The 20,524-nt window shown below is 65.1% G+C and carries 23 protein-coding genes and 1 pseudogene; 14 read left to right on the top strand and 10 right to left on the bottom strand.

Going from position 1 to position 20,524, the window contains the following annotated elements:
• Nucleotides 1–41: 41 nt before the first annotated feature.
• Complete coding sequence (locus H2LOC_RS15745; protein WP_136498024.1) at nucleotides 42–812, top strand: DUF937 domain-containing protein; 771 nt, start codon at nucleotides 42–44, stop codon at nucleotides 810–812.
• Here the strand turns inward: H2LOC_RS15745 and H2LOC_RS21605 are convergent, their stop codons facing one another.
• Entirely contained in the window at nucleotides 813–977 is a 165-nt protein-coding gene (locus H2LOC_RS21605; protein WP_202620476.1) for a Flp family type IVb pilin, read from the bottom strand.
• A gap of 341 nt (nucleotides 978–1,318) precedes the next feature.
• On the opposite strand from H2LOC_RS21605, the gene H2LOC_RS15740 reads away from it, so the two are divergent.
• Nucleotides 1,319–2,686, top strand: coding sequence for a glutamate--cysteine ligase (locus H2LOC_RS15740; RefSeq protein WP_136498025.1), 1,368 nt, complete (start codon nucleotides 1,319–1,321; stop codon nucleotides 2,684–2,686).
• Between the two features lie 75 nt (nucleotides 2,687–2,761).
• Here the strand turns inward: H2LOC_RS15740 and H2LOC_RS15735 are convergent, their stop codons facing one another.
• Both H2LOC_RS15735 and H2LOC_RS15730 read right to left on the bottom strand, forming a co-directional pair.
• Complete coding sequence (locus tag H2LOC_RS15735; RefSeq protein ID WP_136498026.1) at nucleotides 2,762–3,106, bottom strand: hypothetical protein; 345 nt, start codon at nucleotides 3,104–3,106, stop codon at nucleotides 2,762–2,764.
• Between the two features lie 249 nt (nucleotides 3,107–3,355).
• Nucleotides 3,356–4,141: a 16S rRNA (uracil(1498)-N(3))-methyltransferase gene (locus H2LOC_RS15730; protein WP_246206859.1), complete on the bottom strand. Its 786-nt coding sequence runs from the start codon at nucleotides 4,139–4,141 to the stop codon at nucleotides 3,356–3,358.
• A gap of 243 nt (nucleotides 4,142–4,384) precedes the next feature.
• On the opposite strand from H2LOC_RS15730, the gene H2LOC_RS15725 reads away from it, so the two are divergent.
• From H2LOC_RS15725 to ubiA, 3 genes are all read left to right on the top strand, one after another.
• Nucleotides 4,385–4,936, top strand: coding sequence for a PQQ-dependent catabolism-associated CXXCW motif protein (locus H2LOC_RS15725; protein ID WP_136498028.1), 552 nt, complete (start codon nucleotides 4,385–4,387; stop codon nucleotides 4,934–4,936).
• Nucleotides 4,937–5,251: 315 nt separating this feature from the next.
• Complete coding sequence (locus H2LOC_RS15720) at nucleotides 5,252–5,713, top strand: hypothetical protein (protein WP_136498029.1); 462 nt, start codon at nucleotides 5,252–5,254, stop codon at nucleotides 5,711–5,713.
• Nucleotides 5,710–6,669, top strand: a complete 960-nt coding sequence (gene ubiA / locus H2LOC_RS15715; RefSeq protein WP_136498030.1) for a 4-hydroxybenzoate octaprenyltransferase — start codon at nucleotides 5,710–5,712, stop codon at nucleotides 6,667–6,669. Before H2LOC_RS15720 ends, ubiA begins: the two co-directional genes overlap by 4 nt.
• Here ubiA and H2LOC_RS15710 read toward each other — a convergent pair.
• Nucleotides 6,660–7,184 carry a DUF6101 family protein gene (locus H2LOC_RS15710; protein WP_136498031.1) on the bottom strand — a complete coding sequence of 175 codons (525 nt, stop codon included), beginning with the start codon at nucleotides 7,182–7,184 and terminating at the stop codon, nucleotides 6,660–6,662. The genes ubiA and H2LOC_RS15710 overlap by 10 nt on opposite strands.
• Before the next feature lie 244 nt (nucleotides 7,185–7,428).
• On the opposite strand from H2LOC_RS15710, the gene H2LOC_RS15705 reads away from it, so the two are divergent.
• From H2LOC_RS15705 to lpxK, 4 genes are all read left to right on the top strand, one after another.
• A complete protein-coding gene (locus H2LOC_RS15705) occupies nucleotides 7,429–8,256 on the top strand; it encodes a 3'(2'),5'-bisphosphate nucleotidase CysQ (RefSeq protein WP_136498093.1) in 828 nt (275 codons plus the stop codon).
• On the top strand, nucleotides 8,253–8,510 hold the full coding sequence (locus tag H2LOC_RS15700; RefSeq protein ID WP_136498032.1) for a DUF4170 domain-containing protein: 258 nt from the start codon (nucleotides 8,253–8,255) through the stop codon (nucleotides 8,508–8,510). Before H2LOC_RS15705 ends, H2LOC_RS15700 begins: the two co-directional genes overlap by 4 nt.
• Before the next feature lie 351 nt (nucleotides 8,511–8,861).
• The gene (locus H2LOC_RS15695) at nucleotides 8,862–10,139 is read left to right on the top strand and encodes a 3-deoxy-D-manno-octulosonic acid transferase (protein ID WP_136498033.1); all 1,278 of its coding nucleotides are present in this window, start codon (nucleotides 8,862–8,864) and stop codon (nucleotides 10,137–10,139) included.
• Nucleotides 10,140–10,148: 9 nt separating this feature from the next.
• Entirely contained in the window at nucleotides 10,149–11,147 is a 999-nt protein-coding gene (gene lpxK, locus H2LOC_RS15690; RefSeq protein ID WP_136498034.1) for a tetraacyldisaccharide 4'-kinase, read from the top strand.
• A gap of 31 nt (nucleotides 11,148–11,178) precedes the next feature.
• Here the strand turns inward: lpxK and H2LOC_RS15685 are convergent, their stop codons facing one another.
• Both H2LOC_RS15685 and H2LOC_RS15680 read right to left on the bottom strand, forming a co-directional pair.
• Entirely contained in the window at nucleotides 11,179–11,655 is a 477-nt protein-coding gene (locus H2LOC_RS15685) for a hypothetical protein (RefSeq protein WP_136498035.1), read from the bottom strand.
• 221 nt (nucleotides 11,656–11,876) lie between these two features.
• Nucleotides 11,877–12,098: a DUF2093 domain-containing protein gene (locus tag H2LOC_RS15680; protein ID WP_136498036.1), complete on the bottom strand. Its 222-nt coding sequence runs from the start codon at nucleotides 12,096–12,098 to the stop codon at nucleotides 11,877–11,879.
• 340 nt (nucleotides 12,099–12,438) lie between these two features.
• Between H2LOC_RS15680 and H2LOC_RS15675 the strand changes: the two genes are divergently transcribed.
• Nucleotides 12,439–13,674, top strand: coding sequence for a TCR/Tet family MFS transporter (locus H2LOC_RS15675; protein ID WP_136498037.1), 1,236 nt, complete (start codon nucleotides 12,439–12,441; stop codon nucleotides 13,672–13,674).
• Here H2LOC_RS15675 and H2LOC_RS15670 read toward each other — a convergent pair.
• Nucleotides 13,656–15,164: an undecaprenyl-phosphate glucose phosphotransferase gene (locus H2LOC_RS15670; protein ID WP_136498038.1), complete on the bottom strand. Its 1,509-nt coding sequence runs from the start codon at nucleotides 15,162–15,164 to the stop codon at nucleotides 13,656–13,658. The genes H2LOC_RS15675 and H2LOC_RS15670 overlap by 19 nt on opposite strands.
• A gap of 310 nt (nucleotides 15,165–15,474) precedes the next feature.
• On the opposite strand from H2LOC_RS15670, the gene H2LOC_RS15665 reads away from it, so the two are divergent.
• Complete coding sequence (locus H2LOC_RS15665; protein ID WP_202620475.1) at nucleotides 15,475–16,047, top strand: HNH endonuclease; 573 nt, start codon at nucleotides 15,475–15,477, stop codon at nucleotides 16,045–16,047.
• A complete protein-coding gene (locus H2LOC_RS15660) occupies nucleotides 16,023–16,535 on the top strand; it encodes a hypothetical protein (protein ID WP_246206858.1) in 513 nt (170 codons plus the stop codon). The genes H2LOC_RS15665 and H2LOC_RS15660 overlap by 25 nt, the downstream gene beginning before the upstream one ends.
• 9 nt (nucleotides 16,536–16,544) lie before the next feature.
• Here H2LOC_RS15660 and H2LOC_RS15655 read toward each other — a convergent pair whose 3' ends face one another.
• A complete protein-coding gene (locus tag H2LOC_RS15655) occupies nucleotides 16,545–18,119 on the bottom strand; it encodes a helicase HerA-like domain-containing protein (protein ID WP_136498039.1) in 1,575 nt (524 codons plus the stop codon).
• A 412-nt stretch (nucleotides 18,120–18,531) separates the two neighbouring features.
• On the opposite strand from H2LOC_RS15655, the pseudogene H2LOC_RS22125 reads away from it, so the two are divergent.
• Nucleotides 18,532–18,876 (top strand): annotated as a pseudogene (locus H2LOC_RS22125) (CHAD domain-containing protein); the annotation flags it as partial.
• A 26-nt stretch (nucleotides 18,877–18,902) separates the two neighbouring features.
• On the top strand, nucleotides 18,903–19,541 hold the full coding sequence (locus tag H2LOC_RS21970) for a CHAD domain-containing protein (protein WP_162009783.1): 639 nt from the start codon (nucleotides 18,903–18,905) through the stop codon (nucleotides 19,539–19,541).
• A gap of 285 nt (nucleotides 19,542–19,826) precedes the next feature.
• On the opposite strand, the gene H2LOC_RS15645 is transcribed toward H2LOC_RS21970, so the two are convergent.
• The gene (locus H2LOC_RS15645; RefSeq protein WP_136498041.1) at nucleotides 19,827–20,024 is read right to left on the bottom strand and encodes a CsbD family protein; all 198 of its coding nucleotides are present in this window, start codon (nucleotides 20,022–20,024) and stop codon (nucleotides 19,827–19,829) included.
• A 54-nt stretch (nucleotides 20,025–20,078) separates the two neighbouring features.
• Entirely contained in the window at nucleotides 20,079–20,255 is a 177-nt protein-coding gene (locus H2LOC_RS15640; protein WP_136498042.1) for a DUF1328 domain-containing protein, read from the bottom strand.
• Between the last annotated feature and the right edge of the window lie 269 nt (nucleotides 20,256–20,524).

Below are 20,524 nucleotides of genomic sequence, written 5' to 3'. Positions count from 1 at the left end.
TGGAGCGCAGTCGCAATGCGATGCGCTCTTAAGGGGGGGCTATGTCGACAGTCGCAGAGATTATTGACGCCGCCCAGGGCGGGAAGCTCGTTGAAAACCTGGCCGAGCAATTCGGGCTCACGAAGGAGCAGACCAGAGCCGCCGTGGAGGCTCTCGCCCCGGCGCTCGCCCTGGGTCTGCGCAACGCCGCGGCCGATCCAGAGGCGCTGGACAAGCTCGTCTCCGACGTCGCTCATCCCGTCCACGCCGCGGCGTTCCTCGATCCCGCCGCAGCCGCGGGGGAGGAGACCGGCGCGATCGGCCAGGCCGCCGTCGCCAATCTGTTCGGCTCCGGTTCTGCTGCGGGCCAGATGGCCCAGGTCGCGGCGCGGGACGCCGGCCTGCGTCCCGATATATTGGCCCGCCTTCTGCCGGTGCTCGCTTCGGTGGTGCTGGGCGGGCTGTTCAAATCATTGGACAAGCAGGGGCTCGGCTCGATTCTGGGCCAGCTGGCCGAAGCCGGCGGCCTCGGCTCCATACTCGGCCAGCTCGGCGGCGGCGCTCCCAAGCCGCAGAGTCAGGCGGGCGGCGGCCTCGGCGGTCTGCTGGGGGCCTTGCTCGGAATTCTTCTGCGCGGCGGCGGCCGGCCGGCGGGCCAGCCCTCTACCCGTGCAGACGCGCCTTCGCTGCCGGGCGGCTTCGACCCCGCCGGGCTCGAAGCCGCAATCGAGCAAATCAAGAAGACTTTGAATCCGGAAGGAAACACTCCGCCCGCTCCGGCCCGGGACGCCGAGCTTCAGGATGTGCTGGACAGGGTCTTTCCCCGAAAATGATCAGCGCAGATTGTTGACGATCGGCCAATACCAGGATTGCATTTTGTCGTGGATCACGTTCATCGCCCCGATCGCGGCGAGCGAGATCATCATGGCGATCCAGGCGTATTCCAGGACGGTCGTCCCGCTCTCGTCCCGAAAAAAGCGAAGCAACGCTAGCTTCATAAGATTACTCCTCGGGGCCAGCTATAATCGGCGACCGTCGCGAAACCGTTAATCGGAATCCATCTATCTGCGCTCGACGCTTAACTTTCTTGGTTTCACCGTGCCGGAAGGACCGGGGCTTGCCTTGGCGCCGCTTTTGCGGCAATGCAGCGGCCAAGCCCGGTCTAGGGGAACGGTCCTGCTTTCAGCGCCGTTTTGAACTCGACGGCTTCCAGGTTCGCAAGCTCCGGCGTCCAAAGGGCTTTGCCTCCCCCCGGACCTTGCCAGGACGTGGAGGCGATCTCCGCGCCGGTCTCTCCTCGGCGCGTCCTGTTGTGAAAAACATCGAATGAAAGCGAACCATGGCCCGCGACGCTAACGACACAACGCCGATCACGTCGCGCCGCGAACTGGTCGCCTGGCTCGAAGCCGGCGAGAAAAACCCGTCGGAGCCGTTGCTGATCGGAACCGAGCACGAGAAGATCCCGTTCTATGCTGCGACGCACGCGCCGGTTCCCTACGAGGGTGGAATCCGCGCCTTGCTCGAGGGGCTGCAGGCGGCGCAGGGATGGTCTCCGATATGCGACCGCGACGCGCTGATCGGCCTCTACGACGAAACGGGGGGCGGCGCCATTTCCCTGGAGCCCGGCGGACAATTCGAACTTTCGGGCGCTCCGCTGACCGACGTCCACGCCACGAAAGCCGAATGCGATGCGCATTTCGAGGCGCTGCGTCCTATCGCGGGGTCGCTGGGGATAAGGTTTCTCGATCTCGCCACGAGCCCGAAATGGTCGCGGGCGCAGACTCCGGTAATGCCCAAGCAGCGTTACGGCATCATGTCCGCCTATATGCCGAAAGTCGGCGGCCACGGCCTCGACATGATGTTCAGGACCGCGACTATTCAGGTCAATCTGGATTTCACCGGCGAGAGCGACATGGTGCGAAAGCTTCGCGTCGGTCTCGCGCTGCAGCCCATCGTCACGGCGCTGTTCGCGAACTCCCCTTTCATCGACGGCAAGCCGGCCGGCGTGATGTCGAAAAGATCCCAAATCTGGCTCGACACCGACGCTGCGCGAACCGGAATGCTGCCTTTCGCCTTTGAAGAAGGCATGGGTTTCGAGCGCTATGTCGATTACGCGCTCGACGTGCCGATGTATTTCGTAAAGCGCGGCGAGGTCTATCACGACGTCGCGGGGGCGAGCTTTCGCGACCTGCTCGAAGGCAGGCTCGCCCGGCTGCCCGGCGAACGCGCGACGATTTCGGACTGGGCGAACCATCTTTCCACCATCTTTCCCGAGGTGCGGCTCAAAACCTACCTCGAAATGCGCGGAGCCGACGCGGGACCTCGGACCCATATCACGGCGCTTCCGGCGCTGTTCGCCGGACTGTTCTACGACGCCGTCGCCCTCGACGCCGCCTCCGAGCTGATAAAGGACTGGAGCGCCGAAGACAGGGCGAATTTGCGCGCGGAGGCGCCCGTGCGCGCGTTGGAGACGCAGATCAAAGGCCGCAGCGCCAGGGAGATCGCGCTCGACATCCTGGGCTTTTCACGCTCCGGCCTGCAGCGTAGGGCGCGACTCGACGCGGGCGGATTCGACGAGACGATCTATCTGGAGCCGCTGGAGACGATCGCGCAGGAGGGCCGGCCGCTCGCGGCGCAGCGGCTGGAGAGTTTCCACATGCGGTGGGGCGGTTCGGTGGAGCCCGCCTTCGAGGAATGCGTGATGTGAACCGCTCTCGCGCGGGCGTCGGATGGCGGCGGCCCGCAGCAGGCGGAAGAGGTCTTCCCTCGCGCCCTTTTTTCGTCAGCGCCGGTAGAGCGCCGCATCGGCGCTCGGCGCGCCGGCGCGCACATGAAAGGCCTCGGAGGCGCGACGCACGCCGTCTTGGGTTTCCGCATAGCCGAGCGGCGCCGGCTGGGCTTTAGCAGCGCGCACATGGCCGCCTATTCGAACGCAGCCTTCGGCCCCCGAAACCGAAACGAAATCATTGCCGAGGCGAGAGCAGGAGGCGCCGGCGGCTCCGAGCGAGCTCTCCGCATGGACCGGCGCGCAAAAGGCCAACGCCGCCAAAGCTCCGGGAAGCGAAGCCCTGATCGACGAAAAGACCCCCGGCGTCTCGGATCGTTTGCGGATTGCCGATAAATTCATGCGCCTCTCTGCCTTGTGAGGTTTTTGCGAGGATAGAGCGTCGCAGCGACGCGCTTGCGAGCCGCGCAGGGAATCGATCGGATTCTTTGCGCGAAGGTCTTACCTGAAAGTTAACGCGAGAACGCGCCGAGGTCTCATGCGCAGGCCGGAACGACCAGAGCGCCAGGACCGGCATATCCAACTAACGCGAACATAATGGCAGCATCGTGTCGGCGGCGAGCGCCGCCGCGGGCGGAAAGCCGCGCGGGATTAATACATTCTGCCGGCCTTCGAAAGGTCCTGGCGCCAGTCGCCGAGCACCGCCTGCACCAGGGCGAGGGCGGCCACTGCGGCGGTGTCGGCCCGGAGAATGCGGGGCCCGAGCGATATGCGCAACACATGGGGCCGGCGCAGGACGAGCGACCTTTCGACGTCGTCGAACCCGCCCTCGGGCCCGATCAGCACGCTGACCGGAACGGCTTCGCCGGCCGCCGCGGCGACTCGTCGCAGAGCTTCGACAGGGTTCGAAAGCTCGGCGTCTTCGTCGCAGAAAATCACCAGGCGTTGCGGAGGCAGTTTCTCCAGCCAGCTCTCCAGCCCCAGCGCATCGGCGAGCTCCGGCGCGTTGAGCAGGCCGCATTGCTCCGCGGCCTCTATGATATTGGCGCGCAGGCGGTCGCCGTTGATTTTTCGGACCTGAGTGCGGCGGGTTATGACCGGCGTGAGCCGCGCGGCTCCCATTTCCGCCGCCTTCTGAACCATGTAGTCGAGTCGGGCCTGTTTGAGAGGAGCGAAGGCGTATTCGAGGTCGCCGGCGGCGGTCTGCTCGCGCATCCGTCTTTCGACGACGAGATCCGCGGCGCGGCGCGAGACCATCGAAACCCTCGCCCGCCACTCGCCGTCGCGGCCGTTGAAAAGCAGCAAAGGATCGCCTTCGCCGAGGCGCAAGACGTTCAAAATGTAGTTCTGCGCCCCCGAATCGGGCGTCACGCGGGCGCCTTCCGCCAGCTCGACTTTGACAAATAGCCGCTGGGCGGCAAAATCATAGCTGGACAAGATCTTCCTCGGGGGCGTCCTGAATTGTCGAAGACGACGCGTCGCTTCTCGAGCCATAGAGTCTTTCCGGTTCAGATTGAACCGGAAAGACTCTAGAACTCTTTGTTTAATTGTGTTTTCTTCACGCGAACCGGTATCCACTTCGCTCGAAAACACTCTAGCGCGCGAGGCCGGCTGCGGGCGGTTTCATGCGGGACGCTTCGCGGGAGAAGCAACTTATATGAGGGCAGGCAGGTGAGAGCAATGAAGCTGCGCGGCGCCGCCGCTGTTTTTTGCATGGCGATGATGGGCGCCGCATGGGCGCAGCAGCCCGCGGCGCCTCCGGAGCCGGAGGGCTACCGCCTCGACAATTACCATACTCCGACCCCCGCCACGCTGAAGGGCGCGACCGTGATCGGCGTCGACCGCGCCTATGAACTCTGGAGCAGGAAAGAGGCCGTCTTCATCGACGCGCTGACGCGGCCGCCGCGCCCGGCCGATCTGCCGAGGGAGGTGATCTGGAGGCCTTCGCCGCGGCATGACATTCCCGGCAGCGTATGGCTGCCCGGGACGGGTCTGGGCGAACTGTCGCCCGAAATGCAGGCCTATTTCGAAAAAGGCCTCGCGCGTGCGACCGGCGGCGGCAAGGAAAAGCCGGTCGTGTTCTATTGCCGCACCGACTGCTGGGCGTCCTGGAACGCCGCCAAGCGCGCTCTCACGCTCGGCTACAGGAACGTGCTCTGGTATCCGGGCGGCGCGGACGCCTGGGAGAAAGCGGGGCATCCGCTCGAAGAACGCGCGCCCGAGCCCATGTGAGGCCGACGCGGCGGGGCGATGCGGGTTCCGACGGGCGCCGTTCGCCCTGCGGCCTTTGGTCCCGGGCGGGCGCGGCGCGGGGATCCGGATCGAGGCGCATTCTCCATCGCAGGCGCATGTCCACTTTGGGCATATGCGCTCTGACGCGACGAAGAATCCGGCTCGATGACTTGTTGCTTCCGCGTCCTGACGGGGCTTGTCGTCGACGCCGGGCGGCTGGAAATCCGGATTCGGCGCCCTGCCGGCCCAGCGCACAGCTTGCGCGTCGTGCGCGCCTCCTGTTAACTGAAGCGGATGAGTAACGGATTTTATCGCATGAGCACTCGTTTCCCGGCGTACCGTCCCGTAATGACGGGATTGCTGCTCGCCGCTGCGCTGCTCGGCCTCGACGCCGCCTCGGCCGCGCGGGCCCAGGAGTCCTCCTGCCAGGCCGATTTCCAGCGCCTCACGCAGAAGCGCATGGCGCAGATCGGCGCTTTGAACAAGCTGGGCAAGTCGGGCAAAGGCAAGATGGACCCGGTCGCCGCTTGCCCGATCGCGCGCAATCTCGCGGCCGTCGAAGGCGAGATGCTCGGATATATGACCAAGAACAAGGACTGGTGCGCCATTCCCGACAACGTCATCGACAATTTCAAGCAGGCGCGCGCGAAATCCCAGAACTTCGCCTCGCAGGCCTGCGGCGTCGCCGTCAAGGTGAAGAAAATGCAGGAGCAGCAGCGCCAGCAGGCCGCCAACCCGCAGAACGCGCCCGCCAGGCTGCCGGCCGGGCCGCTGTGACTCTGACGCAGAACCAATCCGGGGCCGCCGAGGCCCTGCCCGACGCCGTAAGCGGCCATCCGCTGCTGCGGCTGGCGCCGGCGCCGGTAAAACCCTTCATCCAGCTCGCGCGGCTGGATCGTCCCATCGGCTGGTGGCTCTTGTTGCTGCCCTGTTGGGAAAGCAGCGCGCTTGCGGCGGCCGCCCTCGGCGCGGCGCCCGACATCAAGCAATTGGCGCTGTTCTTTCTGGGCGCGGTTTCCATGCGGGGCGCCGGCTCCACCTACAACGATCTGGTCGACCGCAACATCGACGCGCAGGTCGAGCGCACGCGCAATCGCCCGCTGGCGAGCGGGCGCGTCTCGGCCCGCGCCGCGATCGTTTTCCTCGTCGCGCAGTGTCTCGTCGGGCTTTTCGTGCTGCTGTCCTTCAACGGACTGACGATCGCGCTGGCGCTGGCCTCGCCTTTGATCGTCCTGCTCTATCCCTTCGCCAAGCGCTTCACCTCCTGGCCGCAGGCCATTCTCGGCTGCGCTTTCGCTTACGGCGGGCTGCTCGGATGGACCGCCCGCACGGGCAGCTTCGATTGGCCCGCCCTGCTGCTCTACCTGAGCGCGATTTTCTGGACGATCGGCTACGATACGATCTATGCCCTGCAGGACGTGAAGGACGACGCGCGCGCGGGCGTTTTGTCGACGGCGCGCCTGTTCGGCTCGCGGGTGCGGTTGGCGGTGGGGACGCTCTACGCCATTTCCGCGATTTTCGCCTGGGTCGCCGTCGCTGCGGCGCATCTCGGCGTCTTCGCCCACCTCGGAGCGCTGGCTTTCGCCGCTCATCTCGCCTGGCAGGCGCGTCAGGTCGGCGAGGATTGTCCGCCCGCCCTGGCCCTCACGCTGTTCCGCGCCAATCGCGACGCGGGCCTGCTTCTGTTCGCGGGCTTCCTCGTCCAGAGCCTCGCCTCGACGTTTCACTCGTAGCAGACGATCTCGCGCTCTCCGGCGAAGACCGTTTCCGTACGGCTCGCTTCGCCCTTCTTGCGCCGCGACAGGAAACGCGGCCGGCGGCCGGCGATCCCGAAATTGCGGCGGCGCCCAATCGCCCGGTTTGAATCCTGCGTTCCGTCGACCGGCTCCACGTCGCCGTCCTCCTGAGACAGCCGGGGAAGGTCGAGATAGTTGGACCAGTATTTCCAATCCGCCGCCACGGCGGCGCTGTCCCTGGTTTCGCAAAGAACGATGTCGAGGTCGGGGTCCGCGTGAGCGAGCGAGAGCCGATAGGCGGCTCCGCCTCCCGCCGCCGCTTCCACGGCGAGCGCCACGCCCCGATAGGATCTCACCGGCACGGAGACCATCATGGCGATGCCTTCCAGGCTGCGGGCGATGACGATGTCCTTGCGCGTGACGCGCACTTTGCGCTTGCCCTCGTCCGCGCGCCGGTCGCGCTGCACCAGGCAGGATCCCGCGCTCTGGGCTGCATAATTCGCTTCGAACATGGTGGTCTCCTCAAAACAGCGGATCGCTTTTCTGAGAGGCATCCTGCCCCGGGCGGCTGGCGAAAGTCGCTAAGAAGGCTGGTGAATGGCTCGTAAATCCTTGGGTTTTCGAGAGGTTTGCGGACACAGGGTGAAAGGCCGGAAAAGGGTTTCGCTAAAATGCGCGCAATTTGCGTAAACGGAGGGCGGCCCTGCGCGAAATGGCGCCTTGCAGGCCGCGAGCGCGTCGCCTACTCCCTTGACGATGCAGAGCACACAAACCCAACCCGCCGCGCTGCCCGAGCTCACCCGGCGCCTCGAAGCGGCGGCGCGAGCGGCGGGCGAGATCGCCATGGCCTATTTCCGCCACGGCGAGCGCACCAGCGCGGGCGTCAGCTACAAGGGCGGGGGCTCGCCGGTCACAGAGGCGGATTTCGCCGTCGACCGATTTCTGTTCGGAGAAATGACGTCGCTCGCGCCGCAGGCGGGCTGGCTGTCCGAGGAAAGCGCGGACAGCCCCGAACGCCTCGCCCGGTCCTCTCTGATCGTGGTCGATCCCATCGACGGAACCAAAGCCTTTGCGCGCGGCGACAGCCGTTGGGCCGTGTCCATCGCGCTGGTGGAGAACGGCCGCCCGGTCGCGGGCGTCATTCACGCTCCGGCGCTGGAGCGCACTTTCACCGCTTTTGCGGGGGGCGGCGCCTTGCTCAACGGCGCGCCGATAAAGGTTTCTGCGCGGGGCGATCTCGCCGGGGCCCGGATGGTCTCGCCGCGCGACCTCGCGGGCTTTTTCGAAGCCTCCGCGCTCGGGCTGGAGATTGCGCCGCGAACCCCCTCCCTCGCCCTGCGGCTGGCCGACGTCGCCATGGGAGCCAATGATCTCGCCATCGCGGCGCCGGACGCGCGCGACTGGGACATAGCCGCAGCCGACGTGATATTGAGCGAAGCCGGCGGCGCGCTCGCCGAGCCCGAGGGGGTCCCCTTGACCTACAATCGCAGCAGTTCACGGCGCGACATGCTGATTGCGGCGCCGAAGGCGCTCTTTGATCAAACCCTCGCCCTCGCCAGGGCCGCTATGAAAGGAAAACCATGACGCAATCGGCGATCGAAAAACACGAGAAACCGAAACAGCTCCTGCATCTCGTCTTCGGCGGCGAACTCGTCGATCTCGACGGCGTAGCGTTCCGCGATCCGGGCAAGCTCGACATCGTAGGCGTCTTCTCCGACAATGAAAGCGCCCTGGCCGCCTGGAAGGCGAAGGCGCATTCGACGGTGGACAACGCCCATATGCGCTATTTCGTGGTCCATCTGCACAAGCTGCTCGATCCCGATATCGAGAGCCTGTGAATTCAAAAATTCCCCGGTCCCGGGCGCCGTTTCCTCTGCGACAAAGGACCGGCGACCTCATCCGCCGACGACAGGCGGCGACATTCGCCGATTTCGCAACCGGCTTCGAATGCGGGCCGGGGCGGAAGCGTCCGGCCGATGAGAAATCGCTCCGGCCGGTCGTAGATTTGGAGCGCATTTTGGTCGCAAAAGCGGTCTAGTTTCGCATATCCGCTCCGAGCGCTTTCAGGCCGGGCGGAAACGTCCGGTCGACGTCGCAAAAGCATGTCTGGTTTTGCGACGGCGCTCCGGGCGCCCGGAGTTGCGGCGCGCAGCTTCGCATCCCCGTTCAGTTGGTTGGATTGGTTCCCGATGCCGATTCTTGCGTTATACCGGCTTGCGACGATCGCGCTGACGCCTCTCGCCCGTCCTCTGCTCGCCATCCGCGCCAGACAAGGCAAGGAAGATCCGGCCCGCTTGAACGAACGGCTGGGGTTTGCAAGTCTGCCTCGTCCGGCGGGGCGGCTGGTGTGGCTGCACGGGGCGAGCCTCGGCGAGAGCCTGTCTCTGCTCCCTTTGATCGATCGTTTCATCCAGCGCGGCGTGGAGGTGCTGGTGACGAGCGGCACCGTCACTTCGGCGCGGCTTCTCGCGGCGCGCCTGCCCGCGGGGGCCTTTCACCAATTTCTGCCTCTGGACGCCCCTCGCTTCGTCGAGCGTTTTCTGGATCACTGGCGGCCCGATCTCGCGCTGTTCGCCGAGTCGGAGCTCTGGCCCAATATCGTCGCCTCGATCCACAAGCGGCGGGCGCCGCTGGTGCTGGTCAACGCCAGAATATCGACCGCTTCCGCGGAGCGCTGGCGCCGCGCGCCGGGCGTAGGGGCCTCGCTTTTCGGCAAGATTGATCTCTGCCTCGCCCAGGACCCCGAAAACGCCGCGCGCTTTCTGGGGCTCGGCGCGCCCCGCGCCCGCGTCGCCGGCAATCTGAAGTTCGACGTGCCGCCGCCCCCGATCGAAGCGGCGCAGCTCGCCGGCTTCAAGGGAGCCATCGGCGCGCGGCCGGTGTTCGCCGCGGTTTCGACCCATCCCGGCGAGGAGGCTTTCATCCTCGACGCCCATCAGGAAATGGCGCGGCAGATGCCGGCGCTTCTGACCGTGATCGCGCCGCGCCATCCCGAGCGCGGGGCCGAGATCGCGGGACTGGCGCGCAGCCGGGGGTTGAACGCCGTTCAAAGATCCGCGGGGGCGCAGCCGCAGCGCGACGCCCAGATTTATGTCGCCGATACGGTGGGCGAGCTGGGTCTGATCTTTCGGTCAGCGGAGGTCGTCTTCATGGGCCGCTCGCTGGCTCCGGGCGGGGGACACAATCCGATCGAAGCGGCCAAGCTGGGCTGCGCCATTCTGCACGGCCCCTCGGTGGAGGATTTCGCCGACGTCTATGCGGAGCTCAACGCTGCGAAAGGGGCCGCGCGGGTGAGCGACGCGCCGGGACTGGCGCGCGCGGCGCTTTATCTGCTCTCGCAGCCGGCGCGCACCCGGAAAATGGGCCGCGCGGGAGCCGAAGCGGTCGAGCGGCTGGGCGGCGCCTCTCAGGAGATAATGACGGCGATCGAGCCCTATCTCGCCCAGCTCGCGGCGGCCCGACAGTGACCCAAAGACATGCGCGCGCCTGATTTCTGGGGTGCGCCGGCGGGGCTGCGAGCCTTTGCGCTCTCGCCTCTCGCCGCGCTTTACGCCGCCGCTGCGCGAGCCCGGCTGGCGCGGCCTGCGCCGCGGGCCGACCTCCCGGTCATTTCGATCGGCGGCCTGACCCTGGGCGGCGACGGCAAGACTCCGACCGCGCTGGCGCTGACCGCCATGCTCAAACAGCTGGGCGAGCGGCCTTTTCTGTCGACGCGCGGCTATGGCCGCCGCAGAAGCGCCGAGGGGGAGCCCTTCGTCGTGGACCCGGCGCGGCACGACGCCCTCACAGCCGGAGACGAAGCTCTGCTGCTGGCGCGGGCGGCGCCCACCATCGTCGGGGCCGACCGCATCGCAGCGGCCCGGCTCGCCGCCGGGCTCGAGGCTTCCGTGCTGGTGCTGGACGACGGCCTGCACAGCCGGCGTCTCGACCCCGATCTCTCGCTTCTCGTCGTCGACGCCGAATATGGGGCCGGAAACGGCTTTTGTCCGCCCGCGGGGCCGCTGCGCGCGCCGCTCGCGGCCCAGCTCGCCCGGGCCGACGCGCTGCTCCTCATAGGAGACGGGCCTGCGCCGGGCTTCGGCTTGGATCGGAGGGTGATGCGCGCAAGGCTCGAGGTCGATCCGCAAGCCGCAGCCCGGCTTTCCGGGCGCAGTGTGTTCGCCTTCGCCGGCGTGGGCCGGCCGGAGAAATTCAAAAGAACGCTGGAGCGGGCGGGCGCCTCGGTCGCGGGCGTCAGATGGTTCCCCGACCACCACTTTTATGACGCCGCCGAACTCGCGGGCCTTGCGCTGACGGCCCAAAAGCTCGGGGCCTCGCCGGTTACGACGGAAAAGGATCTGGCGCGGATCGAGGCGACCGCGGCTTTCGAAGCCGTTGCGGCGACGCTGAAATTCAAGGAGCCGGACCGCGTGAAGGACATGCTCGCGGAGGTTCTCGCCCGGGCGCGAGCCGGGAGGGGCTCTCGCGGCGAATGAGGATCCGAAGCGGATGAATAAAGAGAAGAGACTATGCCCCCCACATTTCCTTGCGCGCTCGATCGGCATCCCTGGCCAAGCTACAGCATATTAAAATCTGTTTGGTGAGACTGCAGGGCACGGACAGAAATCTCCGATCCGCGATCATCAATTTGTTGATAGAGGCCTCCAGAAAAAAGCGGGCGACCGAATTTCCTTTCGTCGCCATTTTCTTGAGGATGGCGATCGCTCTCAGTTTTTCATGGCGGGAGCCGAAAAACGCCAAGTGCCTAGCATAGAACAACTTTGACGTCTCATGTACCCCGGATAATTCCAGGAACATTGTTTTTGCCCGAGGCTTGTCGAACTGCTCGATGAATTTCGCGTAATGATGGCGCGCTTGCAGAGTTCCATCAGACAGAGCCTCTACAAAGAATGGCTCCACCCGGGAAAAGTCCTTGGGAGTTCGATGATATTCGTTCCAAGCGATTATCAATTTGGGTTCAAAAAATTCGTGCGGCTCTTTCATTGAGGTCCAATCCCTCGGCCGGGACGGCCAGCGATAACGCAATTACAATGCAATTGAGCTGGTGTTGTCGGATATATTGCCGCGACAAAGGTCGGATCGTTCCGATAGTTTGATCCATTACTTGGCGATGGCGCGCTTGTTAACGTGAGGAGCTACTAATCCTGAAGTTTAAGCGCAATGTCGTCGCAAGGCCGCCTCGCCTTTTGCGACGACGCCCTGCGTCAAGACCGGCGTCCGGCCCGCAGCAGCTTCATCCGCGCCTCGGGGCCGCTGTAGGCCTCCTGGCGGTCGACGCTCCAATAACGCAGTTCCTCGAGGGGAATCGCCTCGCCGGTAACGGCGCAACGCACGAAGGCGCCTGCTTTTCGCACGCGATATTCGCCGTCGCGATATTCCAGCTCCGCTTCAACGGCTGGCTGGGGATGTCGTTCGAATCTGTTCATACGCAGGCCGCCGGTCACGCGTCGGGTGAGACGTCTCAGTGAGGAAATAAACAAGCTGTTGCGCATTTTTCAATGGCTCGTCAGGATGACTTTACACCACAGCGGGCGCCCGGCGCCAGCATGGACCTCGCCCGCGTTGCGTTTTTGAGGGTTTGCACGCAGGCCCGTTTGCCGTTATCGCAATCGCCCGAACCCCTTGGCGCGCTTTCTGCTGGAGCGCCGCCGCCCGACGATCCGAAAATCGCACGGGAACGGGGAGCGGAGCCCATTGTCGCGCAGGCCTGTCGGCATTACGACAATGCGCTCCGGAACGGCGCGGCGGCGAGGATCGGCGGCGAATATGGCGGCAATTTCCAAGGGGCGGCGCCAGGCCGCCTTTATCTTCATCCTTATCACGGTCGCGCTCGACATGCTCGCCTTGGGCGTGATGCTGCCGGTGCTGCCCAAGCTCATCGTCCAGTTCGAGGGCGGCGACCTGCACAGGGCGGCGACCATCGCAGGATTCTTCGGCTTCTCCTGGGCGCTGATGCAATTCCTGTTTCAGCCGGTTCTGGGAGCGCTTTCGGACCGCTTCGGCCGCCGGCCCGTGGTGCTGGCCTCGAATTTCGGCCTCGGGCTGGATTACGTGTTCATGGCGCTCGCGCCGTCGCTGGCCTTTCTCTACATGGGCCGGTTGATCTCGGGGATCAGCGCGGCGAGCTTCTCCACCGCCAGCGCCTATATCGCCGATATCACCCCGGAGGAAAAACGCGCGGGCCGCTTCGGCATGCTGGGCGCCGCCTTCGGTTTCGGCTTCATCATCGGACCCGCGATCGGCGGGTTGCTCGGCGAGTACGGGCTGCGGCTGCCCTTCGTCGCGGCGGCGGTGTTGAGCCTCGCCAACGCCCTCTACGGCTATTTCATCCTGCCCGAATCGCTTGCGCCGGAAAAGCGCACGCCCAATATCGCCTGGCGCGGCGCGAACATCTTCGGCGTGCTCGAGCTGCTGACGTCGAAACGCGAGCTCGCTCTGCTCACCGCGGCGGTGTTTCTCTCCTATCTCGCCCATGAGTCCCTGCCGAGCCTCTTCGTTCTCTACACCGATTACCGCTATCACTGGGATTCGAAGACCACCGGCTGGGCGCTGACCATCGTCGGGGTTTCGCAGACTATCGTCTCGGGCGGTCTCGTGCGGCCCGCCGTCGCGCGCCTCGGCGAGGTCAGGACGCTGACGATCGCGCTGGTTTTCGGCGCGCTGGGCTTCGCCGTCTACGCCTTTGCCTCCAACGAATGGGCGTTTCTCTCGGCGCCGCCGCTGATCGCGCTGTGGGCCATGGCCAATCCGTCGTTCCAGGCGCTCGCCACCCGCTTCGCCGATCCCTCGCATCAGGGGCGGCTCCAGGGCGCGCTCGCCAGCCTGCGCGGCGTCTCGGGAATGATCGGCCCGTTGCTCTTCACCCAGATATTCGGGCTGAGCGTCGCGACCGGCGAGTTCCCCGGCGCCGCCTATTTCCTTTCGGCGGCGCTGCTTTGCGCAAGTCTCCCGGTCGCGCTTTCGGCAACGCGGATCGCTGCTCCTCAAACCGCGTTCCGATAGGCCTTCTTCGAGAATACGGTCATGAAGATGATCCATAGGTCGAGGAGCAGCGACCAGTTGTCGATATAGTGGAGGTCGTGCTCGACGCGCAGACGGATTTTCTCCGGCTTGTCGATCTCCCCGCGCAGCCCGTTGACCTGGGCCCAGCCGGTGATGCCCGGCTTGACGTTGTGGCGGCGGGCGTAGAGCGCGATCTTGCGCTCGAACAGCTGGTCGTGCGCCAGAGCATGGGGGCGCGGCCCGACCAGCGACATCTCGCCTCTCAGCACATTCAGCAGCTGGGGCAGTTCGTCGATGTTGTAGCGGCGAATGAACCGGCCGACGCGGGTGATGCGGCTGTCGCCCACGGTCGCCTGTCTCACATCCCGGCCGTCGTCCATCGTGGTCATCGAGCGGAACTTGAAGATCCGGAAGGGCTCGCGGTTGAAGCCGTAGCGGCGCTGCAGGAACAGGACCGGACCCTTGCTGTCGAGCCTGATCGCGACGGCGGTCGCGAGCAGCACGGGGGAAAGCATGAGCAGGGCGAGGCTCGCGGCGGCGGCGTCGAAGGCGCGCTTGCCCATCACTTCCATGGCGTTGAGCGGGTGGCCGCCGAGGCTCAGGCTGGAGACGCCGCCATGCTTGTCGATGCGCGCGTTCGCGAAACGATCCAGCACCTTTTCCGGTCCGAGATGTATTTGAGCCGGCACCCGCATGAAGGCGTCGACGCAGGCCTCGATCGTGCTTGTATGAGACCATGGGGCGAGGATGAAAATATCGTCGGGCCGCAGCATGCGCGCCGCCGCGGCGGCCAGAACCAGATCCTCTTCCATGGTGGAGGGATCCTCACGGCGCAATTCGATCGCCCCAACGACGTCAATGCCGCAGCTTTCGGGCTTGTAGCGGAGTTCGAAGCTCTCGATGTCTTCGCCGAGGCCGACAAGAAACACCCGGCGCGAAGCGACGCCGCCCGCGCGCGTCGCGCCGCGCGCGAGCTTCACCAGGAGCAGGCGCGTCGCGTAGATCGAAAGGTAGCCCGCGGCGTAAAAGAGCATGACCGCGCCGCGCGAATAGGTTTCGCTCGTCTTGGTCAGAAAGCCGAAGGCCAGCGCAATCAGAAGGCTGATGGTCCAGACGCCGAACAATCTCCAGCCCTGCCGGCGCAGGGCGAGGTAATCGGCGATGCGATAATCGCCACGCGTGACGTTGGAGACCACGAAGAGCAGCGCGGAAAGCAGGCACAGCTCCAGATTATGCGAGGTCAGCGCTGCTTCCCCGTAAGCAAAGGCATGGTAAAGAGCCACCGTGGCCAGCGCCGCGACGCAGGCGGCCAGCAGCTCCGCCGTCGCCACTCCGCCTCCGAGCAGCGCGCGCGCCAAAGACGCGTTGCGCCTTGGCAGTTTTTGACTCCAATCGCCGCGTCGCGGCCGCTCGGCCGGACGGGGGAGAACGAACGGCCGGAAACCTGCGCCATTGCGCCGCAGGGGCGCCTTGTCCAGAATCAGGGTCATGCAACGCCTCCGATTGAAACAAAATCGTCTCGATTCGGCACATTTTCTTTCCGACGAGAAGTCTTGAAGGGGAGGCTGCAAGCCGGGCGCCCTTGCTGGAATAAACTCAGCCGAGGTCTCGGAAAATCGCTCTGCAGGCGATTCGATTGCTTGAAAACCATTCGGGCCGCGACCTGCTCGCCGCTCGAGCGCCGAAGCCGCGGGGCTTCACAAAGACGTCATCCTCGCTATAGACTATGTGCGACATTCGCAAGGGCCATCCCGAGCGGTCGTTGCTCGGGTCTCCCCTCGCAAGATGAGAGGCGGCGGCGTGACGATTCACTTTCGAAGCCATAATGTCTCGCCGCAGTCGTGCCCGGCGTTGGTTCTCAACGCCGATTTTCGGCCTTTGAGCTACTATCCCTTGTCGCTGTGGGGCTGGCAGGACGCCATCAAGGCGGTGTTCCTCGATCGCGTGAATATCGTCTCGGAATACGACAAGGTGGTCAAAAGCCCGTCTTTCGAGATGCGGCTGCCTTCGGTCGTGTCCCTCAAGGCCTATGTGCGGCCGTCGCGCCAGCCCGCCTTCACCCGCTTCAACGTGTTCCTGCGCGACAGGTTCACCTGCCAGTATTGCGGGCAGCAGGAGGAACTCACCTTCGACCATGTGATCCCCCGCTCCAAGGGCGGCGCCACCACCTGGGAGAACGTCGTCGCCGCCTGTTCGCCCTGCAATCTGCGCAAGAGCGACCGCCTGCCCGACGAAGCGCATATGTTCCCGGCGCAAAAGCCCTACGCCCCTACGGTGGTGGACCTCCACCGCAACGGCCGGCTGTTTCCGCCGAACTATCTGCACGAAAGCTGGATGGATTATCTCTATTGGGACTCGGTGCTGGAGCCTTGATCGGACGGCTGCTTCGTCGCGTCCTGGTGATTTGCTTCGCTTTCCTGATCGCCGCCAGCGCCGGCGCGCTGTTCCTGCCGCTTGCCGCGCTGGCCGATCCTGTCCTGCGCGAGACCGGCCTGCGCGCCCTGGGCGCGACTTTGCTCGGCGCTCTGGACGAACCATGGCGCGAGCCCGATCTCGGCTGGAGCCTCGCCGTTCTGGGCCAGGCTTTTTGGGCGGTTCTCGTCGGCGTATGCGCTGCGCCGCTGGCCTTCGCCGCGCTTCTCGGGGAAATGGCCGGAACGAGCAGCCTGATCTGGCACGCAGGAGCGAGCGGCGCACTCGCCGCCGCTTCGCCCTGGATCCTGCGCGCCGCCCGGGGCCTTCCCGGAGCGACTCACGCCAACCCGCTGGAAATCCGCGTCGCCGTGCTGTTTTTTCTTACCGGGGCGCTTACAGGCGCGGTTTATTGGCTGATCGCCGCGCGCGAGGAAACGCTCCGCTGAGCCGGGGCGTCATCGCGACATATTGCCGAAAATATTGCGCATGATCTCCCGGGATATCTGCGTGCCGAGAGAGCGCGCGGCCGACTGCAGCGCCGCGCGCGCGGCGAGTTCGGCGGGAGACATCCGTTTTGGATTGGAGCGGGTGAAGAGGCCTCCGACTGCGCCCGTGAGCTTGCCGAGAAGGCCGCCGCCGGCCGAAGGCTCGGGCGCGGACTCGGCGTTCTCGGCGTCGGTGCGCTTCGCCGGGCCGGAGCCGATGTTTTCCATGCGCGCGCCGGCGCGTTTTTGCAGAACCTCGTAGGCGGACTCGCGGTCCATCGGCGTGTCGTAAAGCCCATAGAGCGGGCTGTTCTCGATGACGGCCTGCCGCTCCTCTGCGCTTATCGGGCCGACCCGCGCGGCCGGCGGCGCGATCAGCGCCCGGTCGACCACTTCGGGGGCGCCTTTGGCGTCGAGCATGGAGACGAGGGCCTCGCCGACGCCGAGCTGCATGATCGCCTCGGCGGTGTCGAAATTGCTGTTGCGGCGAAAGGTTTCCGCGGCGGCGCGGACCGCCTTCTGGTCCCGCGGCGTGAAGGCGCGCAGCGCGTGCTGGATGCGGTTGCCGAGCTGGCCGAGCACGGCGTCCGGCACGTCGAGCGGGCTCTGGGTGACGAAATAAACCCCGACGCCCTTGGAGCGAATCAGCCGCACCACCTGTTCGATGGCGGTAAGGAGGCTTTTCGGCGCATCGGTGAAGAGAAGATGCGCCTCGTCGAAGAAGAACGCGAGTTTGGGCGCTTCGAGGTCGCCCACTTCCGGCAGGCGGGCGAAGAGCTCGGTGAGCATCCACAAAAGGAAGGTGCCATAAAGGCGCGGCGACCGCATCAGCCGGTCGGCGGCCAGAATATTGACGTAGCCGCGTCCGTTCTCGTCCTTTGCGATGAAGTCGTTGAGATCGAGCGCGGGCTCGCCGATAAACTTGTCGCCGCCCTGGTTTTCGAGCGCCAGCAGCTGGCGCTGGATCGCGCCTATGGTCGCGGGAGCGACATTGCCGTATTTTGTTTGAATCTCGGAGGCCTTGTCGGCGACATAGGTCAGAACCGCGCGCAGGTCCTTGAGGTCGTAGAGCAACAGGCCCTGTTCGTCGGCGACGCGGAAAACAATGTTCAGCACGCCTTCCTGGGTTTCGTTGAGATCGAGCATGCGCGCCAGCAGCAGCGGCCCCATTTCGGCGATGGTGGCGCGCACCGGATGGCCCTGCTCGCCGAAAATGTCCCAGAACACGACCGGAAATTTTTCCGGCCTATAGACCAGGCCGAGCTTTTTCGCGCGTTCGACGAAGGCGGGCCTCGCGTCTCCGGGCTGCGACAGGCCGGCGATATCGCCCTTCACATCCGCCAGAAAGACCGCGGTTCCGGCTTTGGAGAAGCCTTCCGCGAGGCGCTGGAGCGAGACCGTCTTGCCGCCGCCGGTCGCGCCCGAAATCAGCCCGTGGCGATTGCCGAAAGGCAGCAACAGGTAGCGATAGGCGATGTCGGTCCCTGGGCCGACGCCGGCCCCGACGAGGATTTTGCCTGGAACCGATTGCGGATCGTCGCTCATGGGGGCTCTCTTAGGGAATCGCTTGAAGGCGGCGACCGCATCATCGCAGAGGGCGCCGCGGCGCGAAAGCGTTTGCGCGCAAAGTGTCAGGGCAATCGGGTGAAGGACGGAACCTTTCGATGTGGGGCACCCCACCCCGCCGCTGTCGCGGCGACCCTCCCCGTCAAGGGGAGGGATAGCGCCCGTCACCCAATCGATCTGGGCCGGCGCCGGCCCGGGTCATGACGAGGCTGGCGATTTTGAAGATGTGTGACCCCGATAGCCCCCAAGAGTAGGGTAACAGCCCTCCACCCGATCGCCCTGCGCAAAGTGTCGTCTCACGCGGGAAACCATAACGCTTATCGCCTGCTTGACCTCGGGGGGCCCGGCGGGCGAAATAGCCCCGACCGGCTATAGCGCAGGAACAGCGTTCATGGATCGCCCATCTGGCTTCTCTCCCGCGGAGGGACCGACGACGGGGCGGCCGAGGCTCCGCCTCGTCGCCGACAATGGTCCTTGCTGCGCGCCGGAAAAGCAGAAAGGCGCCGTGAAGGCGCGCCGGGTGGCGCTCGATCCGGGCGTCGCGCTCGACGACGCTCTTTCCGCCGCGCTTTCCTCCTGCATCGATCATTTTGCGGCCAATGCGCCGCTGCTCCACAGAATCGGCGACGCCGAAGCTCTTCGCCAGCTGCGCGTGTCTCTGCGGCGGCTGCGCGCCTTTCTCTCTCTGCTGCGACGCGAAGCCTGCGTCGAAGGCCTCGACGAGATCGCCGCCCGCGCGAAAACGATCGCCGGTTTTTTTTTTTGGCCGAAGGGCGGGACTGGGATGTTTTCCGCGAGAGCCTCGAACGTCGTTTGGACGACGGCCGGCCCATGGAGCCCGGTTTCGCCGCTCTGCTCGACGCCGTCGAACTGCGCCGCCGTCGGGAAAGGGAGATCGCCCGCGCCGCGCTGGCGCCGTCGGCCGTCGCCGAATTTGCCTGCGATCTGCGCAAGATTCTCGCGCAGCGTCCCTGGCGCGACGCCATCGAGGGCTGCAATGCCCGGGGCTCGGCCCGGATCTTCGCCGTCGCGGCTCTTACCCGTCTGCATCGGCGCGCCGGCAGGAAATGCGAGGGGCTGGAGCGATCGACGCCCGAGCGGCGCCATGAGGCGCGCAAGGCCCTGAAACAAACCCGCTACGCCGCGGAGTTTTTCCAGAGCCTCTTCGCAAAGAAAGGCGCCAGGGCCTATCTGGTCGGACTCGCCGTAGCCCAGGATCTGCTCGGCCAGGAGAACGACAGGGCCACGGCCTCGAGACTATTGGGCGAAGTCGAGACTGCGGAGACCGCCCGGGCGGTTTGGTATTTGCGGGGATGGAGCGCGGCGGCGGCGGCGCTCGGCGAAAGCCCGGCGCTGGAGGCCTCGCGCCGGCTGAAGAAGCTCGAGCCGTTCTGGCGTTAGCGCATGTTCCCGAAAAGTGCGCAGCGGTTTTTGGATAAGAACATGCGCCGTGAAGCGTGTTCCCGAAAAGTGCGCAGCGGTTTTTGGTCGCCCTCCGGAATGCTCGAATCCAAACGCGAGCGGCCGACGCCGCCGCCGGCCGCTTTTTCCAAGGTCGTCAGGCGTTTCCACCTGAATTGAAACTCCAGAGTGTTTTCATGCTTGACGGAAACTTGAAAACACTCTGAGTTTTTGCGTCAACGCGTTTCTTACGCCGAACCGGCGTCCACTTGGGCTGGAAACGCTCTAGTGCCGGGTCATGAACTCGTCGACCTGTTTCTTGGCCTGGTCCTTGGTCATCCCGTAGCGTTCCTGGATTTTACCTTCCAGCTGCTCGCGGTTTCCGGATATCCTGGTCAGGTCGTCGTCGGTCAGCTTGCCCCATTGCTCCTTGATCTTGCCGGTGAACTGCTTCCAGTTGCCTTCCATCTGATCCCAGTTCATTGCACTCTCCTTTGCATCCAGTCGCCCGCACAAGGCTGTCCGCCCCGGCGGCTTTCACCACGGCCGCTGGACGGCGCCGACCACCGCAGACACGATGAAAAGAATAATCGCGACCCAGAACAGGATGCGGGCGCCTTCCATCGCCGTGCCCGCAACGCCTCCGAATCCGAAAATGGCGGCGACAATCGCAATCACCAGAAAGACGATCGCGTAATAAAGAAGGTTGCCCATCTTTATTCTCCGGGTCCATACGTTTGCATGGGCGGTAAACTGGCGTCGTGCGCAGATAAATCAAGCTTTGCGATGACGACCGAAAATTTATTGGCGGTATTACTGCAAAGAACGAGATTTATAGCTTCGATCAGGATCGCTCTCCGGCCGAGCGTGCAGTTTGCTCGCAAGGAAGCGAAAGGCGCAAATCTTCGCGCGCTCCTGTTCTCTCCAGAGCGGGCGGGCGTTGGAGATGAAGCGGTCCAAATCCCTTTGGTTCATCTCGTTCG

It is taken from the genome of Methylocystis heyeri (assembly GCF_004802635.2).
Lineage (GTDB): Bacteria > Pseudomonadota > Alphaproteobacteria > Rhizobiales > Beijerinckiaceae > Methylocystis > Methylocystis heyeri.
The sequence above is the reverse complement of the archived record's forward strand: the minus strand, read 5'-3'. Positions and strand labels throughout refer to the sequence as shown.

Coding starts and splice junctions, on each gene's coding strand:
- H2LOC_RS15710 (WP_136498031.1), bottom strand. CDS start 7,184: ATGTTCGAAGCGAATTATGCAGCCCAGAGCGCGGGATCCTGCCTGGTG.
- H2LOC_RS15735 (WP_136498026.1), bottom strand. CDS start 3,106: ATGAATTTATCGGCAATCCGCAAACGATCCGAGACGCCGGGGGTCTTT.
- H2LOC_RS15745 (WP_136498024.1), top strand. CDS start 42: ATGTCGACAGTCGCAGAGATTATTGACGCCGCCCAGGGCGGGAAGCTC.
- H2LOC_RS15740 (WP_136498025.1), top strand. CDS start 1,319: ATGGCCCGCGACGCTAACGACACAACGCCGATCACGTCGCGCCGCGAA.
- H2LOC_RS15670 (WP_136498038.1), bottom strand. CDS start 15,164: ATGACCCTGATTCTGGACAAGGCGCCCCTGCGGCGCAATGGCGCAGGT.
- H2LOC_RS15720 (WP_136498029.1), top strand. CDS start 5,252: ATGAGCACTCGTTTCCCGGCGTACCGTCCCGTAATGACGGGATTGCTG.
- lpxK (WP_136498034.1), top strand. CDS start 10,149: ATGCGCGCGCCTGATTTCTGGGGTGCGCCGGCGGGGCTGCGAGCCTTT.
- H2LOC_RS15680 (WP_136498036.1), bottom strand. CDS start 12,098: ATGAACAGATTCGAACGACATCCCCAGCCAGCCGTTGAAGCGGAGCTG.
- H2LOC_RS15700 (WP_136498032.1), top strand. CDS start 8,253: ATGACGCAATCGGCGATCGAAAAACACGAGAAACCGAAACAGCTCCTG.
- H2LOC_RS15655 (WP_136498039.1), bottom strand. CDS start 18,119: ATGAGCGACGATCCGCAATCGGTTCCAGGCAAAATCCTCGTCGGGGCC.
- H2LOC_RS15685 (WP_136498035.1), bottom strand. CDS start 11,655: ATGAAAGAGCCGCACGAATTTTTTGAACCCAAATTGATAATCGCTTGG.
- H2LOC_RS15645 (WP_136498041.1), bottom strand. CDS start 20,024: ATGAACTGGGATCAGATGGAAGGCAACTGGAAGCAGTTCACCGGCAAG.
- H2LOC_RS15705 (WP_136498093.1), top strand. CDS start 7,429: ATGCAGAGCACACAAACCCAACCCGCCGCGCTGCCCGAGCTCACCCGG.
- H2LOC_RS15640 (WP_136498042.1), bottom strand. CDS start 20,255: ATGGGCAACCTTCTTTATTACGCGATCGTCTTTCTGGTGATTGCGATT.
- H2LOC_RS15695 (WP_136498033.1), top strand. CDS start 8,862: ATGCCGATTCTTGCGTTATACCGGCTTGCGACGATCGCGCTGACGCCT.
- H2LOC_RS21605 (WP_202620476.1), bottom strand. CDS start 977: ATGAAGCTAGCGTTGCTTCGCTTTTTTCGGGACGAGAGCGGGACGACC.
- H2LOC_RS15675 (WP_136498037.1), top strand. CDS start 12,439: ATGGCGGCAATTTCCAAGGGGCGGCGCCAGGCCGCCTTTATCTTCATC.
- H2LOC_RS15725 (WP_136498028.1), top strand. CDS start 4,385: ATGAAGCTGCGCGGCGCCGCCGCTGTTTTTTGCATGGCGATGATGGGC.